The organism is Agrobacterium sp. D14 (assembly GCF_001526505.1).
Classification (GTDB): domain Bacteria; phylum Pseudomonadota; class Alphaproteobacteria; order Rhizobiales; family Rhizobiaceae; genus Agrobacterium; species Agrobacterium leguminum.
Genome location: NZ_ASXX01000022.1, coordinates 26,151 through 50,343 on the forward strand (window position 1 = coordinate 26,151; position 24,193 = coordinate 50,343).

The window sequence follows — 24,193 nt, forward strand, 5'->3', positions numbered from 1 at the left end:
TATTTTCAAGGGCTGCAGACAGACCTGATATTCTACACCGCCAAACTTTATTCCATGGCAGAACATTAATTTTTATTACGTTGAAATTATTGAGGAAATTATGAAGACGGCAATCGTGCATGACTGGCTCACCGACAGAGGCGGGGCCGAAAAAGTGCTTCACAACCTTCTTGAAATTTACCCTCACGCGGATCTGTACTGCCTTGTCGATTTCATGAGCGAGCGCGACCGGGGGTTTCTCGGCGGCCGTCCCGTCAACACGTCCTTCATCCAGAAGCTGCCTTTCGCCCGGAAAAAATACCGCTCCTATCTGCCGCTGATGCCGCTCGCCATCGAACAGTTCGATCTGAGTGGCTACGACCTCGTTATTTCCTCGAGCTATGCGGTCGCCAAGGGCGTCATCACCGGCCCGGGCCAGTTTCACGTCTCCTATATCCATAGCCCCATCCGCTACGCCTGGGACCTCCAGCACCAGTATCTCAAGGAAACCAGACTGACGCGCGGCTTTACCTCATGGATCGCGCGCGCCATTCTTCACTATATCCGCATGTGGGACATCCGCACCGCCAACGGTGTCGACCTGATGACGGTCAACTCCAAATTCATCCGTAACCGGGTGCGCAAATGTTATGGCCGCGATTCCACCGTGATCTATCCGCCGGTGGACACGTCCCATCTTTCCCCGTCCGAGCTTAAGGGGGACTATTTCGTCACGGCGTCGCGGCTCGTGCCCTATAAGAAGGTGCACCTGATCGTTGAAGCCTTTGCAAAGATGCCCGACAAACGGCTGGTCGTCATCGGCGACGGGCCGGACATGAAACGCATCCGCGAAATCGCCACGTCGAATGTCGAAATTCTCGGTTTCGTCGGCAATGACGAGCTTCACAAATACATGGCCGAGGCCAAGGCCTTTGTTTTTGCAGCAGAAGACGATTTCGGCATCGTGCCCGTCGAATCCCAGGCGCTCGGCACACCGGTCATCGCCTATGGCAAGGGCGGCGTGCTGGAAACCGTCGTTCCGCTCGGCGCCTCCAACCATCCGACCGGCCTTTATTTCGGTGAGCAGACACCGGAGGCAATCTGCGCCGCCGTACAGGAGTTCGTCGACAATTCCGACCGCTTCGACAAGAACGCCTGTATCACCAATGCCGCCCGCTTCTCACGCGAGCGTTTCCTGCGGGAATTCGCGGATACCGTGAATTTCGCACTGGCTGAGCGGGCATGACGGGTACATAAAAACATTTACAAAACAATTGATTAGTCTTCACGTCAGTCAACAGCAAAAGAAACCGCGCAAGCGTGACAAAACTGCACTAGCGCAATGCAGCAATCAAAGAGATTATGGCATCCAACTGAATATTGAAGCGCAACAATACTGACACCGTCAGGGGATTCGAACATCGTGCCTCGCCCGGAATTTTTCGGCGCAGTTGAGTGATGATGAACTTGAAGCATCGTCTGAAATTGGGCATATGCCTGATAGGGGACGTAAACATCCAGGGATGCGATTCCGCTGAATGGATGTAATGCCGGTTTGGATTTCCTTTACCGGTGTCATTTATGAAGTGCTTATTTTTAAAAACTTATACGATGTCCGGATTATTTCTGCTTTTCGGGCGGCATTCATTTCGAGGACCAAATGCGTTTATTGAATGTTTCGATTCTGCTTGCCTCTGCAGCACTGGCGGGTTGCACGGTTACCGCGGCCTCCGGCCCCGATGCAGCCTCGATCGAATCTAACGCTTCCGTGAAATTCGCCTCCAAGGACAAGCAGAAAACCGCCGGTGTCGACTACGCGCTGCTCGACATCAACAGCTCCGTCCTCAATTACGTCGGCGACACCACCACCACCACCCTGCTCGGCAGTTTCGGCGGCGGCAAGGGCGGCGTTCCGGCGCTGCCGATGGGTGTCGGCGACGTGGTGCAGGTTGCAATCTTTGAAAGCCAGGCCGGCGGCCTCTTCATTCCGAACGACGCCGGCAGCCGTCCCGGCAACTTCATCAGCCTGCCGAACCAGACCGTGGACCGGGAAGGCAATATCAGCGTTCCCTATGCGGGCAAGATTCGCGCCACCGGCCGCAACGTCGAGGATGTGCAGAGCGAAATCGAGGAACGGCTTGCCAACCGCGCCATCGAGCCGCAGGTTCTCATCACCAAGATTTCCAGCCGCTCCGCACAGGCCTCCGTGCTGGGCGATGTCAAGGAACCGACAAAGGTTCAGCTTTCGGAAGCGGGCGATCGGGTTCTCGACGTCATCTCCTATGCAAAGGGCCTCAGCGCTCCGAATATCGAATCCTATGTCACGCTGATCCGCCGCGGCAAGACCGCCCGCGTCAATTACAACCACCTCGTCAGCACGCCGTCCGAAAACATCTATGTGGTTCCGGGCGACACGATCATGGTGGAGCGTGAACGCCGCACTTACCTTGCCTTCGGCGCTTCGGGCCTCAACGGACGTTTCGAGTTCGAGGATGCGGATCTCAAGCTTTCGGATGCACTCGGCAAAGCGGGTGGACTGCTCGATTCCCGCGCCGACCCGGCTCAGGTCTATGTTTATCGTATCGTCAAGCGCGATCTTCTCGTGAAGCTCGGCATCAATACGTCGAAGTTCCCCGGACAGGACGTTCCGGTCATCTTCCGCGCCAATCTGCGCGATCCGTCGACCTTCTTCGCCGCCACGAAGTTCCCGATGCAGGATCGCGACATCATCTATGTCACCAACTCGCAGGCCACCGAACTTTACAAGTTCCTGGATCTCGTCGGCTCCGTACCGGCAACGACGGGCAATGTCGCCGAGGACGTGCTGGCGACCCGCAACGCCATCCGGGCCTTCTAATCGGAGGCTTTTCACCATCCATGCCAGAGCCGCCCCGGAAACGAGGCGGCTTTTTCCTTGGCCGGAACCAGCGGCGAAACGGGAACATGGTCAAGCATTGCATGGGGCAGGAACCAAAACCGTCTGCCCCCAAAAGACAGGGCATATAGCGACGGTCATTGTCGCCGCCATTACAAAAGTTTAAGGTGATTTCGCAGCGCATTGGGTGTCTTGTGGGGGAAAGCTGCTCCCAAGGCTTACCGCACATGTTCGGGAAACATGTATCGCTCTCATTACGCGGAATCGTCAGATGAAACGTTTCTGGACCGCTCTCAGCGTTCTTGCCATCGCAGCCGCCGGTGCCTGGTATTTCAAGGATCGCCTGCCGCTCGATCAAGTCCCCTATCTCAAGCAATTTGCCAGCGTATCTCCCAGGGCCGACGCCGAAACGGCGACGCAGTCCTCCCAAAGCGGCCAACCAGCCCGGCAGCAGGGACAAAGACAGGGCGGAGGGCGGCGCAATGGCGGGCCACCCACCGTCAGCACCATCGCCGTCGGCAAGGCGACGCTGCCGATGGATGCAACGGCGACGGGCTGGGCGGTTGCGGCCGACATCACCAATATCGCGCCGCTTCAGGCCGGCCTCGTCATGGAAATCGAGGCGAAGGACGGTCAGCATATCAAGGCGGGCGACCTTATCCTCAAGATGGATGACCGCATCGCCCGCGCCGCTGTCGACAAGGACAAGGCCAATATCGCCGCCGATCAGGCAACGCTGGAGCAGACGGAGGCCGCCTTCCAGCGCGCCGCCAATCTCGTCAAGCAGAGTGCGGAATCCCAGCAGGTGCTGGATCAGGCAAGGGCGGCGCGGGATAGCGCCAGCGCCAAGATCGATGCCGACAAGGCAACGCTTGCCTCCGACCAGGTGACGCTCGAACATATGGAAATCCGTGCCCCCTTCGATGGGCGGCTCGGCGATATCAGCGTCAGCCCCGGCGCCTATCTCAGCGCCGGCGTCAATATCGTGACGATCACCAAATACGATCCGATTTCGGTCAGTTTCCGGCTCTCCCAGCGCTATCTGCCGCAATTGCGCGAAGGCGTGGCGAAGGATACCGCAGTCGATGTCGACCCCGCGGCGACGGGGGGCGAACCGATGAGCGGCGTACTGCGGTTCTACGACAATACGGTGGATCAGACCTCCGGCACGGTGCTGGCCAAGGCGGAATTCAAGAACGATCGTGGTCTTTTATGGCCCGGCCAGTCCGTCAACGTCACGGCCCACTTCGTGTCGGACGATGAAATGATCGTCGTACCGACGGTCGCCGTGCGGCCGGGGCCAAAGGGCAACTTCGTCTATACCGTCGATAGCGAACATCATGCCCATATGACGCCGGTGGAAGTCGCCCGCTCGAACGGCGATCTTACCGCCATCGCAAGCGGCCTCAATGGTGGCGAGCATGTGATTATCGAGGGTCAATCCGAACTTGCCGACGGCCAGTTCGTGGTCGAGCAATTTTCCGACAAGGGCGGCGCGGCCGGCAATCTGGCCGCCAATATTCCGCAGGAAAAGGTTGGCGACCAATGATCCCGAATTTCTGCATCAACCGGCCCGTTGCCACCACGCTTCTCGCCATCGGCCTGGTGCTGGCCGGGCTTGCCGGCTTCCGCCTGCTGCCCGTGGCCGCCCTGCCGAAGGTGGACTTCCCGACGATCAACGTTTCCTCGTCGCTTTCCGGCGCTTCGCCGCAAACCATGGCCACATCGGTCACCACACCGCTGGTCAAGCAGTTCGAGACCATTCCCGGCGTCAGCGAAATCAGCGCCACCAATACGCTCGGCAACAGCTCGATCGTGCTACAGTTCGATCTCAACCGCGATATCGATGCAGCGGCAGCCGATGTGCAGGCCGCGATTTCCCGCGCGCAGCGGCAATTGCCGAGCAACATGACGACGACGCCGAGCTATCGCAAGACCAATCCGGCCGATGCGCCGGTGCTGCTGCTGGCCGTCAATAGCAAGGAGATGCCGACCAGCAAGGTGGACGAAATCGCCGAGAACATCATTTCTCCGCTTCTTTCCACCATATCGGGCGTCGCGCAGGTGAGCATCTATGGCGCACAGACCTATGCCGTGCGTATCGGCCTCGATCCGGCCCAGCTTCAGGCAAGAGGGCTCGGCGTCGACACCGTCACCACCGCCATCGCCCAAGCGAATAATCAGGTTCCCGTCGGGGCGCTACAGAACGACAATCAGCGCCTGACGATCGAGGCCGATACCCAGCGCACCAATGCGGCCGCCTTCCGCTCGCTGGTCGTCTCGACGAATAATGGCGCGCCGATCCATCTCGGCGATATTGCCAATGTCACTGACAGCATCGACAACACCAATGCCGGCAGCTGGTTCGACGGTGAACAGGCCATCGTTCTCGCCGTGCAACGTCAGCCGGACGCCAATACCGTCGATGTAGTGGACGCCATCAAGGCCAAGCTGCCGGCGCTTCACCAGCAGTTGCCGCCTTCGGTCAATATCAACGTCATGAATGACGCCTCGACCGCCATCAAGGACGCGATTTCGGACGTCCAGTTCACGCTGTTTCTCACCATCGGGCTGGTGGTTGCGGTCATCTATCTCTTCACTGGGCACCTGACGGCGACCGTCATTCCGGGTCTTGCAGTCCCCCTGTCTCTCATCACCGCCTTCGGCATGATGTATGTTCTGGGCTACAGCATCGACAATATCTCACTGCTCGGCCTGACACTTTCGGTGGGGCTGGTGGTGGACGACGCCATCGTCATGCTGGAAAACATCCTGCGCCTGCATGAAAAAGGCCTGCCCATGCGGGAGGCGGCCCTTCAGGGCGCGGCAGAGGTCAGCAGCACCATTCTCTCCATGTCCATCTCGCTGGTTGCCGTCTTCATTCCCATCCTGTTGATGGGCGGCGTTATCGGCAGGCTCTTCAACGAATTCGGCATGGTCGTCACGCTCGCGATCATGGCCTCGGCGCTGGTCTCGCTGACGGTGACGCCGATGCTCGCTTCGCGCCTCTCCGGCCACTCCTCCAGACCACCCGCGATCATCCGCTGGTTCGATGCGGGTTTCGAACGGACGTTGCGCGCCTATGGCCGCGCCGTCGGCTGGTGCCTCTCCCATCGCCGCATCGTTTTGGCATCGTTTCTCGCCTCGGTCGCGGCATCGCTTTATCTCTTCGAAACCCTGCCCTCCAGCTTCTTTCCCCAGGAAGATATCGGCCGTCTTTCCGTTTCGACACAGGCGCGTGAGGATATTTCCTATACGGCGATGCGCGATCTCCAGGCTCAGGTCGCCGATCAGATCCGCAAGAATCCGGCTGTGGTGCATGTCACCTCCATTGTCGGCGGCAATTCACGCAATCCGCTGAACAACGGCTCGATGTTCGTGGAGCTGAAGCCCAAGGAAGAGCGCGCGCCGCTCAGCCAGGTGCTGGCGGAACTGGGGCAGGCCACATCGAAAGTGGCGGGCATCCGCACCTATATCAATCCGCAGCAGAGCCTGCGTTTCGGCGGGCGCAGCTCCGCCAGCCAGTACCAGCTCGTCGTTCAGGGCCTGAATGCCGACACGACCAATGAATGGTCGAACAAGCTGATGGAAGCGATGCGCCGCGACCACACCTTCACCTCCGTCACCTCAGATGCCCAGAACGGCGCGATCGCCGCAACGATTTCCGTCGATCCGGAAAAGGCAGCCGCCTTCGGCATCACCAATGATCAGTTGCGCAAGACGCTGGAAATGTCCTTTGGCGGTTATACGGCGGCCAGATCCAGTCCACCGGCGACAGCTACGACGTGATTGTGGAATTCGACAGCTCGAAACCGTGGAATGATGATTTCCTCAGCGATATCAACATTCTTTCGGCAAAATCGGGCGTTCTGGTTCCGCTTTCAAACTTCGCCACCCTCACCCGCACACAGGCCCCTGTCACCATCAACCAGACGGGCCAGCTCGTCTCCACCACCATCTCCTTCAACCTGCCGGATGGCGTGGCGCTGTCCGATGCCACAAGCCGGATCGATCAGATCAAGAGCACGATAGGCCTGCCGCAGGATGTGTTCACCAGCTATGGCGGTACGGCGGCGATCTTCCAGCAGAGCCAGGGCAATACCGGCATTCTCATTCTGGCGGCGGTGCTGACCATCTATGTGGTTCTCGGCGTGCTTTACGAGAGCTTCATCCACCCGCTGACCATCCTCTCCGGCCTGCCGGCGGCTGCCTTCGGCGCCCTGGTGGCCCTAAAGGTGATGGGCATGGATTTTTCGATCATCGCGCTGATTGGCCTGCTGATGCTGATCGGCATCGTCAAGAAAAACGCGATCATGATGATCGATGTCGCGGTGGAGCTCATGCGCGAAAAGGTCGAACCGCCTGCAACCGCCATTCACGAGGCCTGCGTGCGCCGATTCCGGCCGATCATGATGACGACCTTCTGCGCGCTGCTTGGGGCGCTTCCCATCGCGCTCGGCTCGGGCGCGAGTTCGGAACTGCGCCAGCCGCTCGGCATCGCCGTGGTCGGCGGCCTCATCGTCTCGCAATTGCTGACGTTGTTCATCACGCCTGTCATCTTCGTGGAAATGGACCGGTTCGGTCATTTCCTCACCGGGCTGTTCTCCCGCCGGAAAAAGGCGGAAAAGCACGCCGAACCGCAGAAGCCGGAAGGGACCGGCGAACCGGACTCCGTTGCCGCTTAACGCAGATTTTCGAGGCGCTTCAGCGCCTCGGCAAATCCCTTGCCCTGCAACTGGAACGAAATGATGCGCCCCTCGAGATCAGGGGCCTCAATCGTCAAGGTCTGCTCCGCCTTCAAAGCCGACACGAGTTCCACGAATGGCGTGAAGGAAACAATGCAACCCACCGGCAGACAGGTGCTGACCTGTACTTCCTGCAACCGGACATTTCCGGATTTCACCGAAAAGAGCTTCGTGACAGCCAGACCGAAAGGCATCACCAATGCGCCGGAAAGCCTGTCCGGCCTTGCCGCATCGTCCAGCCGGAATTCGGCGGACATGGCCAACTTGCGCGTTTTTTCCTCGAGCTGTATCTGGGCGATGGCGCAGAGCGGTGTTGCGGTTGCAGCAGCATCCCCTGTTTTCGCAATCGCCGCGCAGGCGACCTGCCAGCTACCATAAACCTCATGCAAGGGCGCAACCGTCTTCGCAGCCTCCTGTGCATGCAAACCATTCGCCCCACCGGTGACGGCGAAAATAAGCAGGAATGGTTTCCAGAGCCGGCTTTGAATGCACGTCATCAGAAACGAACTCCCAGCTCGGCAAAGGCGGATTGCTCCAGCACCCCCGCTCCGAAAACTGCACCATAACGGAATGTCAAAGTGGCGAAGGGATTGAGATCATAGCTCAGGCCGACATTCAGCAATGCCGCATCGCGCGCCGTCGCAGCACTTGCGACGGAAAAGCCGCTGCCGCCATCATAAAACAATCTGCTCTCCAGAGTCCGATCGCCATAGCCATGTCGCCACGCCACGTCGAACATCGCCCGCCCAAGCCCACCCTCAACGGCGAAATCGCGACTGATGCGCGCGCCGAGCGTGGTATAGAGCTGGCCGTGGTTTGCCGGGCCGGACGAAACGGCGGCAATGCCGCCAATCTCCCGAAAAGCATCCGTATGGGTGTTCACGTAGCTGATATTGGCATAGGGCTCGACATGGGTCGGGTCGAAATCGAAACGCCAGGCCGCTTCGGCAAAGGCCTGTGTGGTGGAGGCATCGTAACCGGCAGCGAGTTCCCCCTTCAGTGTCGAAAACGAAATTGCCCGTTGGGTTTCCACATTCTGGAAGGCGTGAATTGCGCCGAAGCGCAGGGAAGTGGGTCCAATCGCCGTGCCCCCATAAGCGGCGAGATAATAGCTGTCCACATCCGCCGACGCGGCGAGGTCGATCTGGCTGACGGTGTCGTGACCGTAACCGGCCGCCAGACCCGTGCGCCAGCCGTTGTCCCAATCCCCATCGACACCGAAAAGAACGCCGCCGCCCTTGGTCTCCACAGAAAAACCATGACCATCGCCACCGAGACGACTGCGCGAGCCAAAACCACTGGACCAGAAAGTGAGGTGGTCTTCGCCGATATTCTCTGGTTGCCTTCCGCCTGAACCGGCAATGGGCAGGATCGGTCGCGCATCGATGCCGTTAAAGGCGCTGCGCATCCTGTCGAGAATAACGTCACGCGTCAGTTGGCTACGGCTTATCAACGCCATTGCAAGCGAAGGTTGGAGCGCGCCAGCAAGCTGCGAGAAGGCGGATTGGGCTTCCCCCTGCTGAAGAAACACGGCTGCCTGATAAAGCGGCGCAGCCTCCCCGAGCGCCTCGACAGCATTCGCTGCGCCCGCATTTTCCCTCGACGTCGCGGAGGCAAGGAGCCCTGCCTCCGGCGATGTCCGGGTGAAGGAGAGATAGGCGGTACCGCTATCGGTGCTCTTCGTTACGCTTGCGATCAAATAGGCGAAATTTTCATCTATCCTGGAAAAAACGCCGGTAACGCCGCCGGTCGCCGTCAAGATGGTGTATCGTGTGCCGAGACTATAGGCCGAATGGCTCGAAAGCGTCGTGACGACGAGATTGACATTGTTGCCGATGGTGATCGTGCCATTGACATCGAGCCTGTCGGAATTGCCGGACGCATCGATTTCGACCGCATAGACCGAGCCGCTGGCGAATGTCACATCGCCGGTGGAGGTGAGCGTGCCGATGGAATTGCCAGGCGAAAGCGTGCCGCCGGAAGCAACGGTCAGGCCGCCAATGGCGCCGGAACCGCCAAGCGTCGCCCCGTCATCTACGAAAACGGTGCTGACAAGCGAGCCGTTGACGCTGAGCTTACCGGACGAAACCTCGGTAATGCCAGTATATGTGCTGGCTCCGTTAAGAACCAGATTGCCATCGCCCGTCTTCTCAAAAGCGCCGGTGCCGCTGACGGTATTCGAAAAAATTCCCGCGCCCTCCACGACGAGTTGCGCATTATTGATGATTTCTCCCGAACCGAAGCCTGCCGCCCCTCCCGTCAATGTGCCGGCCGCAATCATGGTGCCGCCGGAATAGCTGTTGTTACCGGTAAGAACCAGATTGCCGCTGCCCGTCTTCTCAATGGCGCCGGAACCGCTGATGACATTCGAAAGCGTACCCGCCCCATCCACGACAAGCTGCGCATCGTTGGCGATCCTGCCCGAACCGAAACTCGTGGCGCTTCCCTTCAGCGTTCCGGCAGAGACACTGGTACCACCGGAATAGGTGTTCTGGCCGCTGAGCGTCGTCACGCCGTTTTCCGCATCGACATGGCCTGCGCCGAAAATATCGGCCGACAAGGTATAATTCGTCTCGGAATGGTTGAACACGATGCGGCCGTTGCCGGCACCGAACACGATCGCCTCCGCCTCGACTTCCCCGGCGGAACGTTCCGTCTGCCCGGCAGCGGCGCCAATATTCAGCACACCGGTCGATCCCGCTTCGGATGCAATGATGAGGATTGTCGCAGCAAGCGAAGCACCGCCCGTCACCTCCACCGCACCGCTGCCGGCGTGGCCTATAGTAAGGGCACTATCGGTTTCGACGCGCGATCCTACGCCGCTCACCCGCAATATCCCGCTCGAACCCGCCCTCGTGCCCAATAAAAGCCGATAGGCATCGAGCGAACCGCCATCGGACACTATAGCCCTGCCGAAACCACCGTATCCGATATCCATATAGCCGGAATAGGCAAAATTATTGTCGACCCGCACGGTCATATTGGAGTCGGTCCCGTCTATTGTCATCGCGCCGGAAGAGCCAGCAAAATAGCCCAGCTTGACCTCGCCTGCCCGAATATCACCGCCAGTAGTGACCGCAACCTCTCCTTCCGCACCTCGCTGATCGCCGACGATCAGGGCCCTGGCCAGCGTCCAGCTCGATCCGCCGCCAGAGACGATCACGGAGGACGTCGAACCGGCGAGCGTCGCGACATATCCATTATCGCTGGTGACAGCGCCGCCCGCCCAGACATGCAAAGACGCCTCGCCGGCACCGCCCACATAGAGATCGCCGTCATTACGCAGGGTGGTTCTGGAACCGGAAACAGCGGCGGAGCCGGTGCTGCCAGCGTTTGCAGCAAGAACGGTGCGGGCGGAACCGACGATCCCACCACCGGTTATGGCCAGCTCGCCCGCGCCGTCAACGCCCACACCAAGACCGCCGCTTCCGGCCGTCCAGACAGAACCGCCGCCGTCCACGGTAACGTGACCCGTAGAGCCGGCAACAATGCCGAGGCGCCCGGAGACGCTTTCCACCGTACCGCCCGTCTCGACGGTAAGCCTGCCACTCCCGGCATTTCCGATGGGATCAGAAGCATCGCCACCGATCAGCAAGCCGCCTGTCATCCATTTGGTGCCGCCACCCGTTATAGCGACAATACCTGCCGAATGGCGGCCGATAACCACGGTTCCGCTGTCAACGATCGCCGCCGTGCCGACCGACATGGTGGCGGCACCCAAATTACCGACGACCAGAGTACCTTCTGTTTCCAGCAGAGAACCTGCGCCATTTATTGTGAGCGCACTCGAATCCGACGACTCCAAATCGCCAATCACGGTCGTGCCCCGGCTCGCAACCACCCCACCGCCGGCAATGGTGAAAACTCCAGTACCGCCACCGCCGACAACCATTCCGTCGGAAACGGTCAGGCTGCTGCCCTGTCCTTCCACGGATACTGTTCCGAGCATGCCGTCCCCGTTGGCCACGACCAGCCCGCCGGTTTCCAGACGGCTTGCGCCCAGTACCTCCAGCAGATTGACGCCACCGCCGTAGCCCACGAAAATCGTGCCGGAATTCTCGAAACTGGATGAATCGTCCAGCACGAAGGTGCCCTGTCCCGTCTGATCTTTGCCAACGTAGATATTTCCGCCGGAAACCGCCTGACTGCCTCCAATGAGGCGGAGTTCGCCGAGACCGCTTTCACCCACCGACACATCGCGGTCGTTCGACCATGTTCCTCCAGAAAAATTCAGGGTGCCGGAGACGCCAAAGGAATTTCCGAGACGGGTATAGGCTGTCGACAGGCCACCTTCGACCGACATGGTGCCATCCGCCGTGATTCCTACAAACAAATCGTAGGCTTTGGCCTCTTTGCCGTCGGCGATCGTCGGCCCATCACCATTGATCATGGCCGCATCATCCGGCCCGGGCACCCATAGGTAAGAAGGCCAATTGGAAGTGGAAAACCAGTCGTCTGTCGCGGAGCCCTGCCAGACTATCGTCTCGGCTAAGGTAGGGTGAGCTATTGCAACGGAAAACAACAGAATGAGGAAGCTCGCCGGTGTCTGCCGGGAACGCCCGGGCGAAACTATCGCCCTTAAGCCAGTCTTTCGCGGCTTCCCCGTTTGACGGTAGAAACAACCGGACATCCAACCTCCCATACCGGCGCTTCGCTCCGCCCTCTCCCGATCCGGCGAATCATCCTCATATTCAACTCAATTAGCCCATTTGGAAAAATAATTGCCATAAATCATAATAGAACTCATATTTATTGATGATTTAAAAATAAAAAATGGAGTGCAACGAGTGCACCCCATGAAGAAATTGAAATATTTCTGTAATAATTCGCTTTTAAGCACTCAAAGAAATACTAATGGACATTTCCTATTGCCGCGAAAACCGGCCAAAGGATCCGCCCGAAAAGCACAGCGGGTCTCCATCACGATGGGCGGCGCGCAGCACCTCGCCGACGATGATGGTGTGGTCGCCCGCATCGTGGGACGCCGCCTGCCGGCATTCGAACCGGGCAAGCGTTCCGGGAATGACCGGAACGCCCTCGTCATTCATTTCCCAGTCGAGATCGTCGAAAGCGCGGCCGTTGCGGGTGAAGCGAGCGCTCAGCACATCCTGATCGGCGCTCAGCACGTGGATGGCGAAATGGGTTGCACCGCTGAAGGCCTGATAACGCGACGAGCTTTTGGCCGGCGACCAGAGTACCAGCGGCGGATCGAGCGACACGGATGCGAAGCTGTTGACCGTCATACCGATCGGCCCTTCCGGCGTCGTGGCGGTCACCACCGTCACGCCGGTGGTAAAAGCGCCGAGCGCATTGCGGAAGCTGCGGCTGTTTTCGCCGCCGGGAACGAATACATGCTCATTGGGCATTTTGATCGCCTCTGCCACTGTCATCACGGCACCTCTTTTCCAATCGCAAGGGTGTAGAGCTCGAACCACGTCTGGCGGTCCATCGTCACGCGAAGCGCATCGGCCGCCGTTCCGATACGCTCGATATTGTTGGTGCCGAGCACAGGCACGATTTTGGCCGGATGCCGCAAAAGCCAGGCGATCGCCACTGCCGTCGCATCCACGCCCTGTTCCTTACCGATGCGCTGCAGGGCGGCCATTGTGCCGCCATGGGCACCGGAGAACAGCGAGCCGCCGCCAAGCGGCGACCATGCCATTGGAGAAACGCGCTTTTCCTGCAGGAAGGCCAGATCGCCATTGGTGAAGCAATCCGTGGCAAGAAGGCTCATTTCGATCTGGTTGGTCACGAGCCGGTTGCTCATCGCCGATTGCAGCAGGGAGAAATCCCACGGGCGGAAGTTGGAGACGCCGACGGCCTTGACCTTGCCGGATGCCACCAGCGCATCGAGCGCCTTGCCGGTTTCTTCCGCATCGATCAACGGATCGGGACGGTGAATGAGCAGCAGATCAACGTGATCCGTCCCCATGTCGCGAAGCGACGCCTCGACCGAGGCGTTGATGTGGCCGGCCGTCGTGTCGTAATGTTTGACGCGGGCGGCGGCGTGACGTCCGGCGGGTGCAACGATGCCGCATTTGGTGACGATTTCTATTCTGTCACGCAGCCCCGGAGCGGCTTTCAGGCTCGCCCCCAGAATGGCTTCCGCCGTGTATCCGCCGTAAATATCGGCCTGATCCATGGTGGTGATGCCCTGCGCGAGGCAAGCCTCGATCTTGGCCTGCACATGGGCGGGCGAGGTATCGGCATCGTCACCGATGCGCCACATGCCGTAGACGATGCGGCTGAATTCGAGTTTGTCGGAAAGAGCGATGCGTTCCATTAGTGGCGTTCCCCGTTGCCGAGCGGCGTGGCCGGCGTTTCAGAAGGCACCCGGCCATAGGCATGCGGCAGGGAGCAGGTTTTCATCTGCGGCAGAACCTTGGTGCCGAAGTGCTCCGCCTCATCGAGATGCGGATAACCGGAAAGGATGAAGGCGCGAATGCCCATCTTCTGGTATTCCTCCAGCGCCGAAAGCACCTTGTCGGTGGAACCGACCAGCGCCGCACCGCAGCCCGAACGCGCCCGGCCGATGCCGGTCCACAGATTGGGTTCGACATAACCGAACTTGTCGGCGAGTTCGCGGGCACGCGCCTGATGCGACACGCCGAGCGAACCGCTGTCATGCGCGCGGTTGCGGATCAGTTGCCCATATTCGTCATCGAGCTTCGAGACAAGATGTTCGGCATATTCGCGGGCTTCCTGTTCGGTATCGCGCACCACCATATGGACGCGCAGGCCGTAATCCAGCGTGCGGCCATGGGCGGCGGCGCGCTCATTTGCGGCACGCATGCGGTCTGCAAGCTGGTCCTTCGTTTCCGGCCACATCAGATAGACGTCGCATTGCGCACCGCAGAGTTCCAGCGCATCCGGCGAGTAGCCACCGAAATAAAGGAGCGGTCCGCCATTCTGCTGATAGGGTCTTGCCGGCTCGGTGGAGACGCCCTTGAACTGGTAGATTTCACCGTCATGGTCGATGGTGTCGCGCGTCCAGGCCTGGCGCAGAATCTCAACGACCTCATGGCTGCGCTTGTAGCGAAACGCGCTATCGGCCACTTCGCCGGGGAAATCGGAGCTGATGACGTTGAGCGTCAGGCGGCCCTTCAACATGTGGTCGAGCGTCGCCACCGTGCGCGCCAGCATGATCGGCTGCATTTCGCCGCAGCGGATAGCAGCAAGAAAATTGATGCGGTCGCTGATCGGCGCGCAGCCGGCGACGAAGCTCAGCGTATCCTGCCCGACCTGATAGGACGAAGGGCAGAGGATGTTGCGAAAGCCGAGTTCTTCGGCCTTTTTGACGATATCGGAACAATGTTCGAAACTGGAGCGCAGGCTGCCATCCGGCACACCAAGATAGGCGTAGTCATCGGAACACAAAGCGGAAAACCAGGAGACCTCGGCAGCATCGAGATCAGCGGATGTAACGGGTACGACGGTCATGCAATTCCTCCTCAGGGCCGCTCTCGTTTTTCTTGCATAACATCAAGAAATATGTAAATCAATGATGTATCAATTTTTGTTTCGGGGGAGGAAACGGCATATGAAACACACTGGCGGCAGCCTGCCAATGTATATGCAGATCGCGGAAATGCTGGTGCGCGAAGTGGCGGCGGGCCGGCTGATCGATGGCGAGAAGCTCGCGCCGGAGCGCGATATGGCGGCCGATCTCGGCATCGCCGTTGGCACGCTTCGCAAGTCGCTCGCCGAATTGCAGGAGCGCGGCCTGCTGGAGCGCGTGCAGGGCTCGGGCAACTACATCCGCGCCGTCAGCGATCCGCAAAGCGTCTACGCCTTCTTCCGGCTTGAACTGATCGAGGGCGGCGGCCTGCCGACGGCGGAAGTTCTGGATGTGGCGCGTCTTGCCAAGCCCGCCGACCTGCCCGCTTTCGGCACATCGGCCGAAGGGCACAGGATTCGCCGCCTGCGGCGCATTGCCGGCAAACCAGCGGCCATCGAAGAAATCTGGCTGGACGGTTCTTACGTCGACACCATCGCCATCGAGAACATGTCGGAATCCCTTTATCTCTATTATCGCACCCGCCTCAACCTCTGGATATCGAAGGCGGAGGATCGCATCGATCTCGGTGAAGTACCCGAATGGACGCCCGAGGTCTTCGGTCAGAAATCAGGCGCGTTGGTGCCGCGGGTGTTGCGTCTTAGCCAGGCGCAGGATGGTGCGGTGGCCGAAGTTTCATGGACGTGGTTCGACCATAGCGTTGCGCGATACGTTTCTCGCATACGTTGAGACTGCGCAAAATTCGCGTGATGCAGATGAATGGAGAAATTTGACGGGAGGCAAGCAAGCAGCGGCCTGTCCTGCAGGCTGTTTTGCGACTATATTTCTTTAAATCAATGACTTAATAGTTTTTGATTTCTGTCAGAAATAAAATTGATACACTATTGATTTCCTTTTTTTGAAAGGTAATATCACGTCCTCAGGGAGACAGGCGTTTCGCCATCACACGATATCGCCAGACAATCGGGATCGATTTTCGATGATGCGATGCGTGGAACTTGAACGTTGATACCGGCAATGGCGTCCATCCGAATTCTGGACGCGCCGGTCGTGAGGAGGGAAATATGGCTTCGGTCAGCCTGCGCAAGCTGGACAAGAGTTACGGTGCGCTGCGCATCGTCAAGGGCATAGACCTTGAAATCAACGATGGCGAATTCGTCGTGTTCGTCGGCCCTTCCGGCTGCGGCAAATCGACGACGCTTCGCATGGTCGCCGGGCTTGAAAGCATTACCGGCGGCGAAGTGAAGATCGGCGACCGCGTCGTCAACCGGCTGCCGCCGCGCGAGCGCGACATCGCCATGGTGTTTCAGGACTATGCGCTTTATCCGCACAAGACGGTGCGCGAAAACATGGGTTTCAGCCTGAAGGTGCGCGGGGTCAACGCCTCGCAGGCCAATGCCAGCATCGACGAGGCGGCGAAGATGCTGGGCATCGAGCACCTGCTCGACCGTCGGCCCGGCCAGCTTTCCGGCGGCCAGCGCCAGCGCGTGGCCATGGGCCGCGCCATCGTGCGCCGCCCGCAGGTGTTTCTGTTCGATGAGCCGCTTTCCAACCTCGACGCCAAGCTGCGCGGACAGGTGCGCACGGAAATCAAGCGGCTGCACCAGCAGCTCGGCACGACCATCATCTATGTCACCCATGACCAGGTGGAGGCCATGACGCTGGCCGACCGTATCGTCATCCTGCGCGGCGGCGATATCGAGCAGGTCGGCACGCCGGACGAGGTCTATAACCGTCCGGAAAGCGTCTTCGTGGGCGGTTTCGTCGGCGCTCCGGCGATGAATTTCGCCCGCGCAAAGGTGAGCGGCGACCGGCTGATATTTTCCGACGGCAATTCCCTGCCGATGGCAGCCATCCGGCCATCCCGCGAAACGGGTCTCGACGGGCGCGAAGTCATCGTCGGCATTCGTCCGGAACATTTCGGCCCCGTAGAGGGCTTCGACACGCAGCTTGCGGTCAAGGTGCAGGTAGTGGAACCGCTGGGCTCGGACACGCTCGTCCATTTCAGCCTTGGCGATGCGGCGCTGACCGCACGCATGCCGCCGCATCTGCGACCTGCGCCAAATGAGGAACTGAAGATCGGCGTCGATCCGTCCAAGGTCCATCTTTTCGATGCCGCGACGGAACGCTCGATTCACTGATTGCCGGGCGAAGAGACGCTGCGGCCAACAGGTTTAATAATGGGAGGAACACATGACATTTAAAACCATCAAGGGCAAAGCCCTCATGGGTGCCGCGCTCTGCGCAACCGTGCTCGCCTTTTCGGGACAGGCCTTTGCCGACGCCGAACTGAAAATCTTCGTTTCCAGCCAGCATCAGCCGGATGTCTGGCGCAAGGCGCTGGATCAATATGAGGCCAAAACGCCCGGCGTGAAGGTGGTCATCGAGACCGGCGGCAACACCTCGGAAATGCAGGCGCAATATCTCAACACCGTCATGTCGGCGAAGGATTCCAGCCTCGACGTGCTGATGCTCGACGTCATCCGCCCGGCGCAATTCGCCACCGCCGGCTGGACCAGCGATTTCTCCGGCAAGGACATGTCCGCCTATCTGCCGACCTATGCCGAAGCCAACACCGTGGACGGCAAGATCGTGGCGCTGCCCGCCTTCGCCGACTCCATGTTCCTTTATTACCGCAAGGACCTGCTGGACAAATACGGCATTCAGCCGCCAACCACCTGGGACGAGCTGAAGGAAGCATCCAAGAAGGTGATGGAGGGTGAAAAGAACCCCGAGCTTCAGGGCCTGTCCTTCCAGGGCAAGGCGATCGAGGGTGCGGTCTGCACCTTCCTGCTGCCCTATTGGAGCGAAGGCAAGTCGCTGGTCGAAAACGGCAAGCTGAACTTCGATAATCAGGCGGCCGTGGATTCGCTGAAGCTCTGGAAGAGCTTCGTCGATGAAGGCATTTCCAAGAAGAATATTTCGGAAGTCGCGACCGACGACACCCGCAAGGAATTCCAGGCCGGCAAGGTTCTCTTCGCCGTCAACTGGTCCTACGCCTGGACCCATTTCCAGGGCAAGGAATCGCAGGTGAACGACAAGGTCGGTGTCGCCCGCCTGCCGGCCGTCAAGGGCGGCGAGCAGACGACCTGCCTCGGCGGCTGGGAATTCGGCGTTTCCGCCTATTCCAAGCAGCAGGAGGAAGCCAAGAAGCTGGTGGAATATCTCTCCGGTCAGGATGTGTCGAAGTTCATGGCCATCAACGCCGCGCTGCTGCCCACCTATGCCGCTCTCTACAAGGATTCGGATGTGACCAAGACGATCCCTTGGTTCGCTGACGCCCTGCCCGTGGTTGAAACCGCCAAGGCCCGCCCCGTGACGCCGCGTTACAACGAGGTCAGCGAGACGATCCGCACCACCGTCAACGGTGTGCTTGCCGGCGTGATGACGCCGGAGGATGGCGCAAAGCAGATGGAAAGCCGTCTGCGGCGCGTTCTGCGCTAAGCTTTGGGCCGGAAAGCGACATGCCTGCCATGCCCTTTCCGGCCGCTTCGACTGACAGGAATAAAGCCGCCTGAAGGGCGCGATAAACGGGCCGGATAAGAACCGGTCCGATCGGGAGACGACGACGTGAATCCAGTTGCGGGAGTGGCAGACGTGACAATGCCGGAAAGAACCATGGTTCGGGTGGACGAGAAACCGCAGCCGCGCTGGACGCGGTGGCTCGATCTCGGCGACCGGCCGCTGGCGGTGCTTCTCTTGGCACCGGCGGCGATCCTGCTGTCGCTCATCATCGTCTATCCGGTGGCGCGGCTCGTCTACACCTCCTTTTTCAGCCTTTCGCTGACATCCGGCCTGCCGGCGGAATTCATCGGCTTTGAAAACTACACGGCGATGTTCGACGACCCGATCTTCTGGGAAACGACCTGGAATACGGTTCTGATAACGCTGATCACCGTGCCCGGCGCGCTCATCATGGGCCTTGGCCTCGCACTGCTCGCCAACCTGCCTTTTTCCATGCAGTGGCCGATGCGGCTTTCGCTGCTGATCCCATGGGCGCTGCCGTTGTCTTTCGCCGGTCTCATCTTCGCATGGTTCTTCCATTACGAATATGGCGTCGTCAACGATGTGCTGAACCGTTTCGGCTTTGAAGGCATCATCTGGTTCAATTCACCGAACTGGGCTTTTGCGGCCATCTGCCTGACAATCATCTGGAAGACATCCTCCTTCATGGCGCTGATGATCCTCGCCGGCCTGCAGACCATTCCGCGTTCGCTCTACGAGGCGGCTGATGTGGATGGCGCCGGTAAAATCCGGCAATTTTTCGAAATCACCCTGCCGCTTTTGAAGCCCTCGATTGTCGTCGCGCTCATCTTCCGCACGATCACGGCGCTGCAGACCTTTGATATTCCTTACATGATGACCGGCGGCGGCCCCGGCACATCCACCACGACGCTTGCCATGTACATTCACCAGAACACCGTTTCCTTCCTCGATCTGGGTTACGGTTCGGCCCTGGCGGTCATGATGTTTGCGCTCTCCATGTGCGTCACCGCCGTTTATCTCCGCATCATCAGGACGAAGGACTGATCCCATGAGTACCGTTGCGAATTCCGGTCTGTCCTCCTTCTTTTCCGGCAAGCCGCTACGCTTCATCGCGGCCTCCATTCTTCTGGTCAACGGCCTGTTTCCGGCGATCTGGATTCTCTTCACCTCGCTGAAGACCGAAGCGGAACTGACGGTCAAGCCGATCACCTGGTTTCCGCATGCGCCGACGCTGGCCAATTACATGCAGGCCTTTTCCGACCAGCCGCTGCATCTCTTCCTGTTCAACAGCTTCATGGTGGCGCTGCTTTCCACCGCGCTCACCATCCTGATTTCGGTGCTGGCAGCCTATGCGCTGGCGCGGCTGAACCTCAAATATCGCGCGCTGATCCTCTCGCTCATCATCGCCGTCTCCACCTTCCCGCTGGTGACGCTGCTGGTGCCGCTGTTCGAAATCATGCGGGCGCTCAACCTGCTCAACAGCTGGACGGCGCTGATCCTGCCCTACACTGTGCTTTCGCTGCCGGTCTGCACGCTGATGCTGGTCTCCTTCTTCGAAAGCATTCCGCGCGATCTCGAAAATGCCGCCATGATCGACGGCTGCACCCGCATCGGCGCGCTGTTCAAGGTCGTCGTGCCGCTCTGCGCGCCGGGCGTTTTCACCGCCGGCATCCTTGCCTTCGTGAATGCCTGGGATGAGTTCCTGCTGGCGCTGTCCTTCAATTCCAATCCGGCACTGCGCACGCTTCCCGTTGGCATCCAGCTTTATCAGGGTGAATTCGCCTTCCCCTGGCCGGTCATTTCGGCAGCGCTGGTGGTAGGTATCGTGCCGGTCGCCATCCTGATCGTCATCTTTCAGGAACGGGTCGTCTCGGGTCTCACCGCCGGTGGTCTCAAGGGCTAAAAGGTAAAGTCATGCATTTCGAAACGACCAAAGACGGCTTCGCGCTCACCATCGGCAACCGCACCATACTTTCCCATTCCTTTGAAAACCCGGCCTTCTTCGCCGGTTTCGGTAAGGAGAGGATGGATATGTATCGCGGCAATTTCGATATCGAGGACTACCTTATCGAACGAACCGCCTTGCGCCACGCCGAGGTCAGCGGCAACGGCGTCACGCTCTCATCCGCACCGGGACAGGCACCGCGCCTTCGTCTGACGCTCGACGGCAACGCGATGCGGCTAACGGCGCTGGATGACACCATCAACCGCCTCTGGCTGCGCGTTGTCGCGGAAACGGATGAGCATGTCTGGGGCGGCGGCGAGCAGATGTCCTATTTCGACATGCGCGGCCGCCGCTTTCCGCTCTGGACCTCCGAACCGGGGGTCGGTCGCGACAAAACCACCGAAATCACCTTCAAATCGGATGTCAGCGGCAAGGCGGGCGGCGATTATTACAACACCAACTACCCGCAGCCGACTTACCTGTCGTCGCGCAGATATGCCCTCCATGTGGAGACAAGCGCCTATTCGGTCTTCGATTTCCGCAACGGCGATTTCCACGAGATCGAAATCTGGGCCATCCCCGAAAAGATCGAATTCTTCGCCGGCGATCATTTCACCGATATCGTTTCCGCCCTGTCGCTGCGGTTCGGACGCCAGCCGGAACTGCCGGAATGGATCTATGGCGGCGCGATCATCGGGTTAAAGGACGGCGTCAACTCCTTTGCGCGGCTGGAGAAAATCCGTGCGGCCGGAACGAAGGTGTCCGGCCTCTGGTGCGAAGACTGGGTGGGTCTTCGCCAGACATCCTTCGGCGCGCGCCTGTTCTGGGACTGGCAGGCGAATGATACGCGTTATCCGCATCTGCGCCAGAAGATCGCCGAGCTTGCCGATCAGGGCATCCGTTTCCTGGGTTATGTGAATCCCTATCTCTGCGTCGATGGCCCGCTCTTTCCGGTTGCCGAAGAAGCCGGTTATTTCGCCACCGACGCCGAGGGCAAGACGGCGCTGGTGGATTTCGGCGAGTTCGATTGCGGCGTGGTCGATTTCACCAATCCGGCCGCCGCCGACTGGTTTGCCGAAGAGATCATCGGCAGGAACATGCTCGATTTCGGCCTTTCCGGCTGGATGGCCGATTTCGGCGAATATCTGCCGATCGACATCACGCTTTCCAATGGCGTCGACGCCAAGCTGGTGCACAATGCCTGGCCAACGCTCTGGGCCGAGGTCAACGCCAAGGCCGTCGAAAGTCGCGGCAAGACCGGCGAAGCGCTGTTCTTCATGCGGGCCGGCTTCACCGGTGTACAGGCCCATTGCCCGCTCATCTGGGGCGGCGACCAGTCGGTCGACTTCTCCCGTCACGACGGTCTGGTCACCGTCATCTGCGGGGCGCTCTCCTCCGGCCTCATGGGCAATGCCTATCACCATTCCGATATTGGCGGTTACACCAGCCTGTTCGGCAATGTTAGAACCGCGGAACTCATCATGCGCTGGACGGAGATGGCCGCCTTCACACCGGTCATGCGTACCCATGAGGGCAACCGGCCGCGCGACAATCTCCAGATCGATCAGGATGAGGCGGTTCTTGCCCATTTCGCCCGCATGACATCCATCTATGTCGCGCTGGCCCCCTATCTGAAATCGCTCTCGGCGGAAGCGGCCAGGACGGGCCTGCCGGTGCAGCGTCCGCTCTTCCTGCATTACGAGCATGACCGGCAGACCTATACCATTCAGGACTGCTATCTCTACGGGGCGGACATGCTTGTCGCACCGGTCTGGAAAGCGGGCGAAACGCAACGCTCGCTCTATCTTCCGGGCGACGGTGAATGGGTGCACCTGTGGAGCGGCACGCATTATCCCGGCGGACAGGACGTCACCGTCGAAGCGCCGCTCGGCGAGCCGGCCGTGTTCTATCGTGCCGATAGCAGCCATCGTCCGCTGTTTGAACAGCTTCGCACCATCGGCTGAACTAGTGGGTTCGTCCCTGCCATCACCCCGTCAGGCGGGGTGATGTGATGGCCTTTTTGAAAAGGGCGGTCATCGCATCGCTGATACCCTGCGATGGGCTGACTTCGAAGAACAGGCCCGGCGAAGCGCATTGCTGCATGCGTGCGCCGATTTCCGGCTGAAAGGGCGCGATCCACGTATTGTACCAGTCATTGGTCGGCAGCGGCAGATAGGTGGTATAAAGCACGGCGATGCGAAAACCCTTTTCCTTCAGCTTCGTGCAATATTTGATATCGATCGGCTCCTGACAGCGGCCGCTGGTGGTTTTTTTGGTGCAAGCGGATGGCTTGTAGCTATCGCCGACGCCGTCCGAAACGAAGAAGACGATCTTTTCGGGGCTGGCTGAACTTGCACCGGTGCCCGAACTGCCGATCCTGTCGCCAATCTGGGTCAGTGCCCGGTCAAAATCGGTCTGCTGGTCGTTGTTGAACCCCTGCTTGGGGATCGACATCAGGTCGACTTCAGCGGCTTTCTTCTTCGCGGTCGCCAGATCCGAGGTCAAGGGAACGACTTCGAGCAGCTTCGTATCTTCCGCCTTCTCTCCGAAGGTATAGACAGCCATGCGATATTGATTGCTGCTTTTCCGCGTGGACTTCGCCGTATCCATCAGGCTTGCCGTAGCCTGCGCCACCACATTGATGCGCGTCGTGACCCCGAGGCTTTTGGCTTTGTAGTAATAGCTGTTTGTATCCACCACCCCGTTTTTCACGATGTGACAGGCGAAAGCACATTTGTCGCTGGTATTGGCAACCATGGTCGCAACGTCGGTCGGCGTCGCGCCGACACCCATCGAGGGGGTGTTATCAAGCAGGACATAGAAGTCGCTGAATGTTTCCGTCTCGTATTTGGCGGTCGCCTTGCCCGAAACGGTGATGAGATCCTCTCCGAGTATCCGTGAAAGCGTCGTGCCAACGGATGCCTTGAAGCTGACCGAGGATTCGATCGCGTTACCCTGCTTGATCACCGACACATCAAGAGACAGGAGCTTATAATCGGGATTGGCCCGCTCATTGCTTTCAAAGAATGCGGAGGCTTCATCAGTGCCAAGCGAAATGACACCGTCGCCCGACATTTCCTTTGCCTTCTGAACGCTCGACGACGTATCGGCAACCACAGCAAGCGCCGCAGCATCCGCCGCCATCTGCAGGTCCGATTTGACGGCCATGCCATGCGTCACATCGAGTGCCACGCCGGCCGCCCCGATCAGCGGCACCATCAACAGGGCGCTGAGAATGCCGAAATTTCCCGATTTATCCTGCCAGATGTTCTTCAAATTCGCCCCCGGAACTTTTCCCCGGAGCGAAAGTTAGCCGAACAATATTGAAAGGCAGTTTCAAGAGATAACTAATTTTCGATAAATCTAATTTCCTCAATAACTAATACGCCAATGGGAGATGCGCACCGGCGCGAGCCCGTGCAGGCATTCACGATCACGCCTGACGACGGATCGCCGGCGGGACGTTGACATTTATGAAACTTGACCTACAAAACAAACTCTTCCGAGGGGAGCACCGAACGGTGCTGAGATGGCGATGAGCCGGACCCTTGAACCTGATCCGGGTCATGCCGGCGTAGGAACGGAACTGTCGCGCCAAGAGGCGCTGCCCTTTCTCTTCTCCGCTTTGCCTGATCTCCGGGATTGTC

Annotated in this window: 15 protein-coding genes, 1 pseudogene and 1 riboswitch; of the genes and pseudogenes, 10 read left to right on the top strand and 6 right to left on the bottom strand. The window is 59.4% G+C overall.

Annotated elements, in window-relative coordinates; all coding sequences use genetic code 11:
- Positions 1–100 precede the first annotated feature (100 nt).
- The 4 genes and pseudogenes from L901_RS15105 to L901_RS15120 all read left to right on the top strand — a co-directional run bounded on the left by L901_RS15105 (position 101) and on the right by L901_RS15120 (position 7,539).
- Positions 101–1,225, top strand: a complete 1,125-nt coding sequence (locus L901_RS15105) for a glycosyltransferase family 4 protein (RefSeq protein ID WP_059758185.1) — start codon at positions 101–103, stop codon at positions 1,223–1,225.
- Between the two features lie 414 nt (positions 1,226–1,639).
- Positions 1,640–2,836, top strand: a complete 1,197-nt coding sequence (locus L901_RS15110) for a polysaccharide biosynthesis/export family protein (protein WP_003519875.1) — start codon at positions 1,640–1,642, stop codon at positions 2,834–2,836.
- A 289-nt stretch (positions 2,837–3,125) separates the two neighbouring features.
- The gene (locus L901_RS15115) at positions 3,126–4,403 is read left to right on the top strand and encodes an efflux RND transporter periplasmic adaptor subunit (protein ID WP_059758188.1); all 1,278 of its coding nucleotides are present in this window, start codon (positions 3,126–3,128) and stop codon (positions 4,401–4,403) included.
- A pseudogene (locus tag L901_RS15120) lies at positions 4,400–7,539 on the top strand (efflux RND transporter permease subunit). The gene L901_RS15115 and the pseudogene L901_RS15120 overlap by 4 nt, the downstream one beginning before the upstream one ends.
- Here L901_RS15120 and L901_RS15125 read toward each other — a convergent pair.
- The 5 genes from L901_RS15125 to L901_RS15145 all read right to left on the bottom strand — a co-directional run bounded on the left by L901_RS15125 (position 7,536) and on the right by L901_RS15145 (position 15,039).
- Complete coding sequence (locus L901_RS15125) at positions 7,536–8,096, bottom strand: invasion associated locus B family protein (RefSeq protein WP_059758191.1); 561 nt, start codon at positions 8,094–8,096, stop codon at positions 7,536–7,538. The pseudogene L901_RS15120 and the gene L901_RS15125 sit on opposite strands and share 4 nt — an antisense overlap.
- Entirely contained in the window at positions 8,096–11,989 is a 3,894-nt protein-coding gene (locus L901_RS15130) for an autotransporter domain-containing protein (protein ID WP_245289657.1), read from the bottom strand. Before L901_RS15130 ends, L901_RS15125 begins: the two co-directional genes overlap by 1 nt.
- A gap of 475 nt (positions 11,990–12,464) precedes the next feature.
- Entirely contained in the window at positions 12,465–12,989 is a 525-nt protein-coding gene (locus L901_RS15135; RefSeq protein ID WP_059758197.1) for a flavin reductase family protein, read from the bottom strand.
- Positions 12,989–13,882 carry an aldo/keto reductase family oxidoreductase gene (locus tag L901_RS15140; RefSeq protein ID WP_059758200.1) on the bottom strand — a complete coding sequence of 298 codons (894 nt, stop codon included), beginning with the start codon at positions 13,880–13,882 and terminating at the stop codon, positions 12,989–12,991. Before L901_RS15140 ends, L901_RS15135 begins: the two co-directional genes overlap by 1 nt.
- Positions 13,882–15,039 (bottom strand): LLM class flavin-dependent oxidoreductase, encoded by a 1,158-nt coding sequence (locus L901_RS15145; protein WP_003519880.1) that lies wholly within the window; start codon positions 15,037–15,039, stop codon positions 13,882–13,884. Before L901_RS15145 ends, L901_RS15140 begins: the two co-directional genes overlap by 1 nt.
- 100 nt (positions 15,040–15,139) lie before the next feature.
- On the opposite strand from L901_RS15145, the gene L901_RS15150 reads away from it, so the two are divergent.
- The 6 genes from L901_RS15150 to L901_RS15175 all read left to right on the top strand — a co-directional run bounded on the left by L901_RS15150 (position 15,140) and on the right by L901_RS15175 (position 22,510).
- Positions 15,140–15,844: a GntR family transcriptional regulator gene (locus L901_RS15150; RefSeq protein WP_059758203.1), complete on the top strand. Its 705-nt coding sequence runs from the start codon at positions 15,140–15,142 to the stop codon at positions 15,842–15,844.
- 335 nt (positions 15,845–16,179) lie between these two features.
- Positions 16,180–17,256: an ABC transporter ATP-binding protein gene (locus L901_RS15155; protein ID WP_059758206.1), complete on the top strand. Its 1,077-nt coding sequence runs from the start codon at positions 16,180–16,182 to the stop codon at positions 17,254–17,256.
- Between the two features lie 52 nt (positions 17,257–17,308).
- Entirely contained in the window at positions 17,309–18,559 is a 1,251-nt protein-coding gene (locus tag L901_RS15160) for an ABC transporter substrate-binding protein (RefSeq protein WP_059758209.1), read from the top strand.
- Between the two features lie 174 nt (positions 18,560–18,733).
- A complete protein-coding gene (locus L901_RS15165; protein WP_020810525.1) occupies positions 18,734–19,645 on the top strand; it encodes a carbohydrate ABC transporter permease in 912 nt (303 codons plus the stop codon).
- A gap of 4 nt (positions 19,646–19,649) precedes the next feature.
- Positions 19,650–20,504 carry a carbohydrate ABC transporter permease gene (locus tag L901_RS15170; protein ID WP_003519886.1) on the top strand — a complete coding sequence of 285 codons (855 nt, stop codon included), beginning with the start codon at positions 19,650–19,652 and terminating at the stop codon, positions 20,502–20,504.
- Between the two features lie 11 nt (positions 20,505–20,515).
- Positions 20,516–22,510 (top strand): alpha-glucosidase, encoded by a 1,995-nt coding sequence (locus L901_RS15175; RefSeq protein ID WP_059758212.1) that lies wholly within the window; start codon positions 20,516–20,518, stop codon positions 22,508–22,510.
- 22 nt (positions 22,511–22,532) lie between these two features.
- Here the strand turns inward: L901_RS15175 and L901_RS15180 are convergent, their stop codons facing one another.
- On the bottom strand, positions 22,533–23,822 hold the full coding sequence (locus tag L901_RS15180; RefSeq protein WP_059758215.1) for a pilus assembly protein TadG-related protein: 1,290 nt from the start codon (positions 23,820–23,822) through the stop codon (positions 22,533–22,535).
- Positions 23,823–24,041: 219 nt separating this feature from the next.
- A riboswitch (TPP riboswitch) is annotated at positions 24,042–24,144 on the top strand.
- Positions 24,145–24,193 lie beyond the last annotated feature (49 nt).

Excerpts from the sequence above, each read along its gene's own strand:
- L901_RS15105 (WP_059758185.1), top strand. The coding sequence starts at position 101 with ATGAAGACGGCAATCGTGCATGACTGGCTCACCGACAGAGGCGGGGCC.
- L901_RS15110 (WP_003519875.1), top strand. The coding sequence starts at position 1,640 with ATGCGTTTATTGAATGTTTCGATTCTGCTTGCCTCTGCAGCACTGGCG.
- L901_RS15115 (WP_059758188.1), top strand. The coding sequence starts at position 3,126 with ATGAAACGTTTCTGGACCGCTCTCAGCGTTCTTGCCATCGCAGCCGCC.
- L901_RS15125 (WP_059758191.1), bottom strand. The coding sequence starts at position 8,096 with ATGACGTGCATTCAAAGCCGGCTCTGGAAACCATTCCTGCTTATTTTC.
- L901_RS15130 (WP_245289657.1), bottom strand. The coding sequence starts at position 11,989 with ATGATCAATGGTGATGGGCCGACGATCGCCGACGGCAAAGAGGCCAAA.
- L901_RS15135 (WP_059758197.1), bottom strand. The coding sequence starts at position 12,989 with ATGACAGTGGCAGAGGCGATCAAAATGCCCAATGAGCATGTATTCGTT.
- L901_RS15140 (WP_059758200.1), bottom strand. The coding sequence starts at position 13,882 with ATGGAACGCATCGCTCTTTCCGACAAACTCGAATTCAGCCGCATCGTC.
- L901_RS15145 (WP_003519880.1), bottom strand. The coding sequence starts at position 15,039 with ATGACCGTCGTACCCGTTACATCCGCTGATCTCGATGCTGCCGAGGTC.
- L901_RS15150 (WP_059758203.1), top strand. The coding sequence starts at position 15,140 with ATGAAACACACTGGCGGCAGCCTGCCAATGTATATGCAGATCGCGGAA.
- L901_RS15155 (WP_059758206.1), top strand. The coding sequence starts at position 16,180 with ATGGCTTCGGTCAGCCTGCGCAAGCTGGACAAGAGTTACGGTGCGCTG.
- L901_RS15160 (WP_059758209.1), top strand. The coding sequence starts at position 17,309 with ATGACATTTAAAACCATCAAGGGCAAAGCCCTCATGGGTGCCGCGCTC.
- L901_RS15165 (WP_020810525.1), top strand. The coding sequence starts at position 18,734 with ATGGTTCGGGTGGACGAGAAACCGCAGCCGCGCTGGACGCGGTGGCTC.
- L901_RS15170 (WP_003519886.1), top strand. The coding sequence starts at position 19,650 with ATGAGTACCGTTGCGAATTCCGGTCTGTCCTCCTTCTTTTCCGGCAAG.
- L901_RS15175 (WP_059758212.1), top strand. The coding sequence starts at position 20,516 with ATGCATTTCGAAACGACCAAAGACGGCTTCGCGCTCACCATCGGCAAC.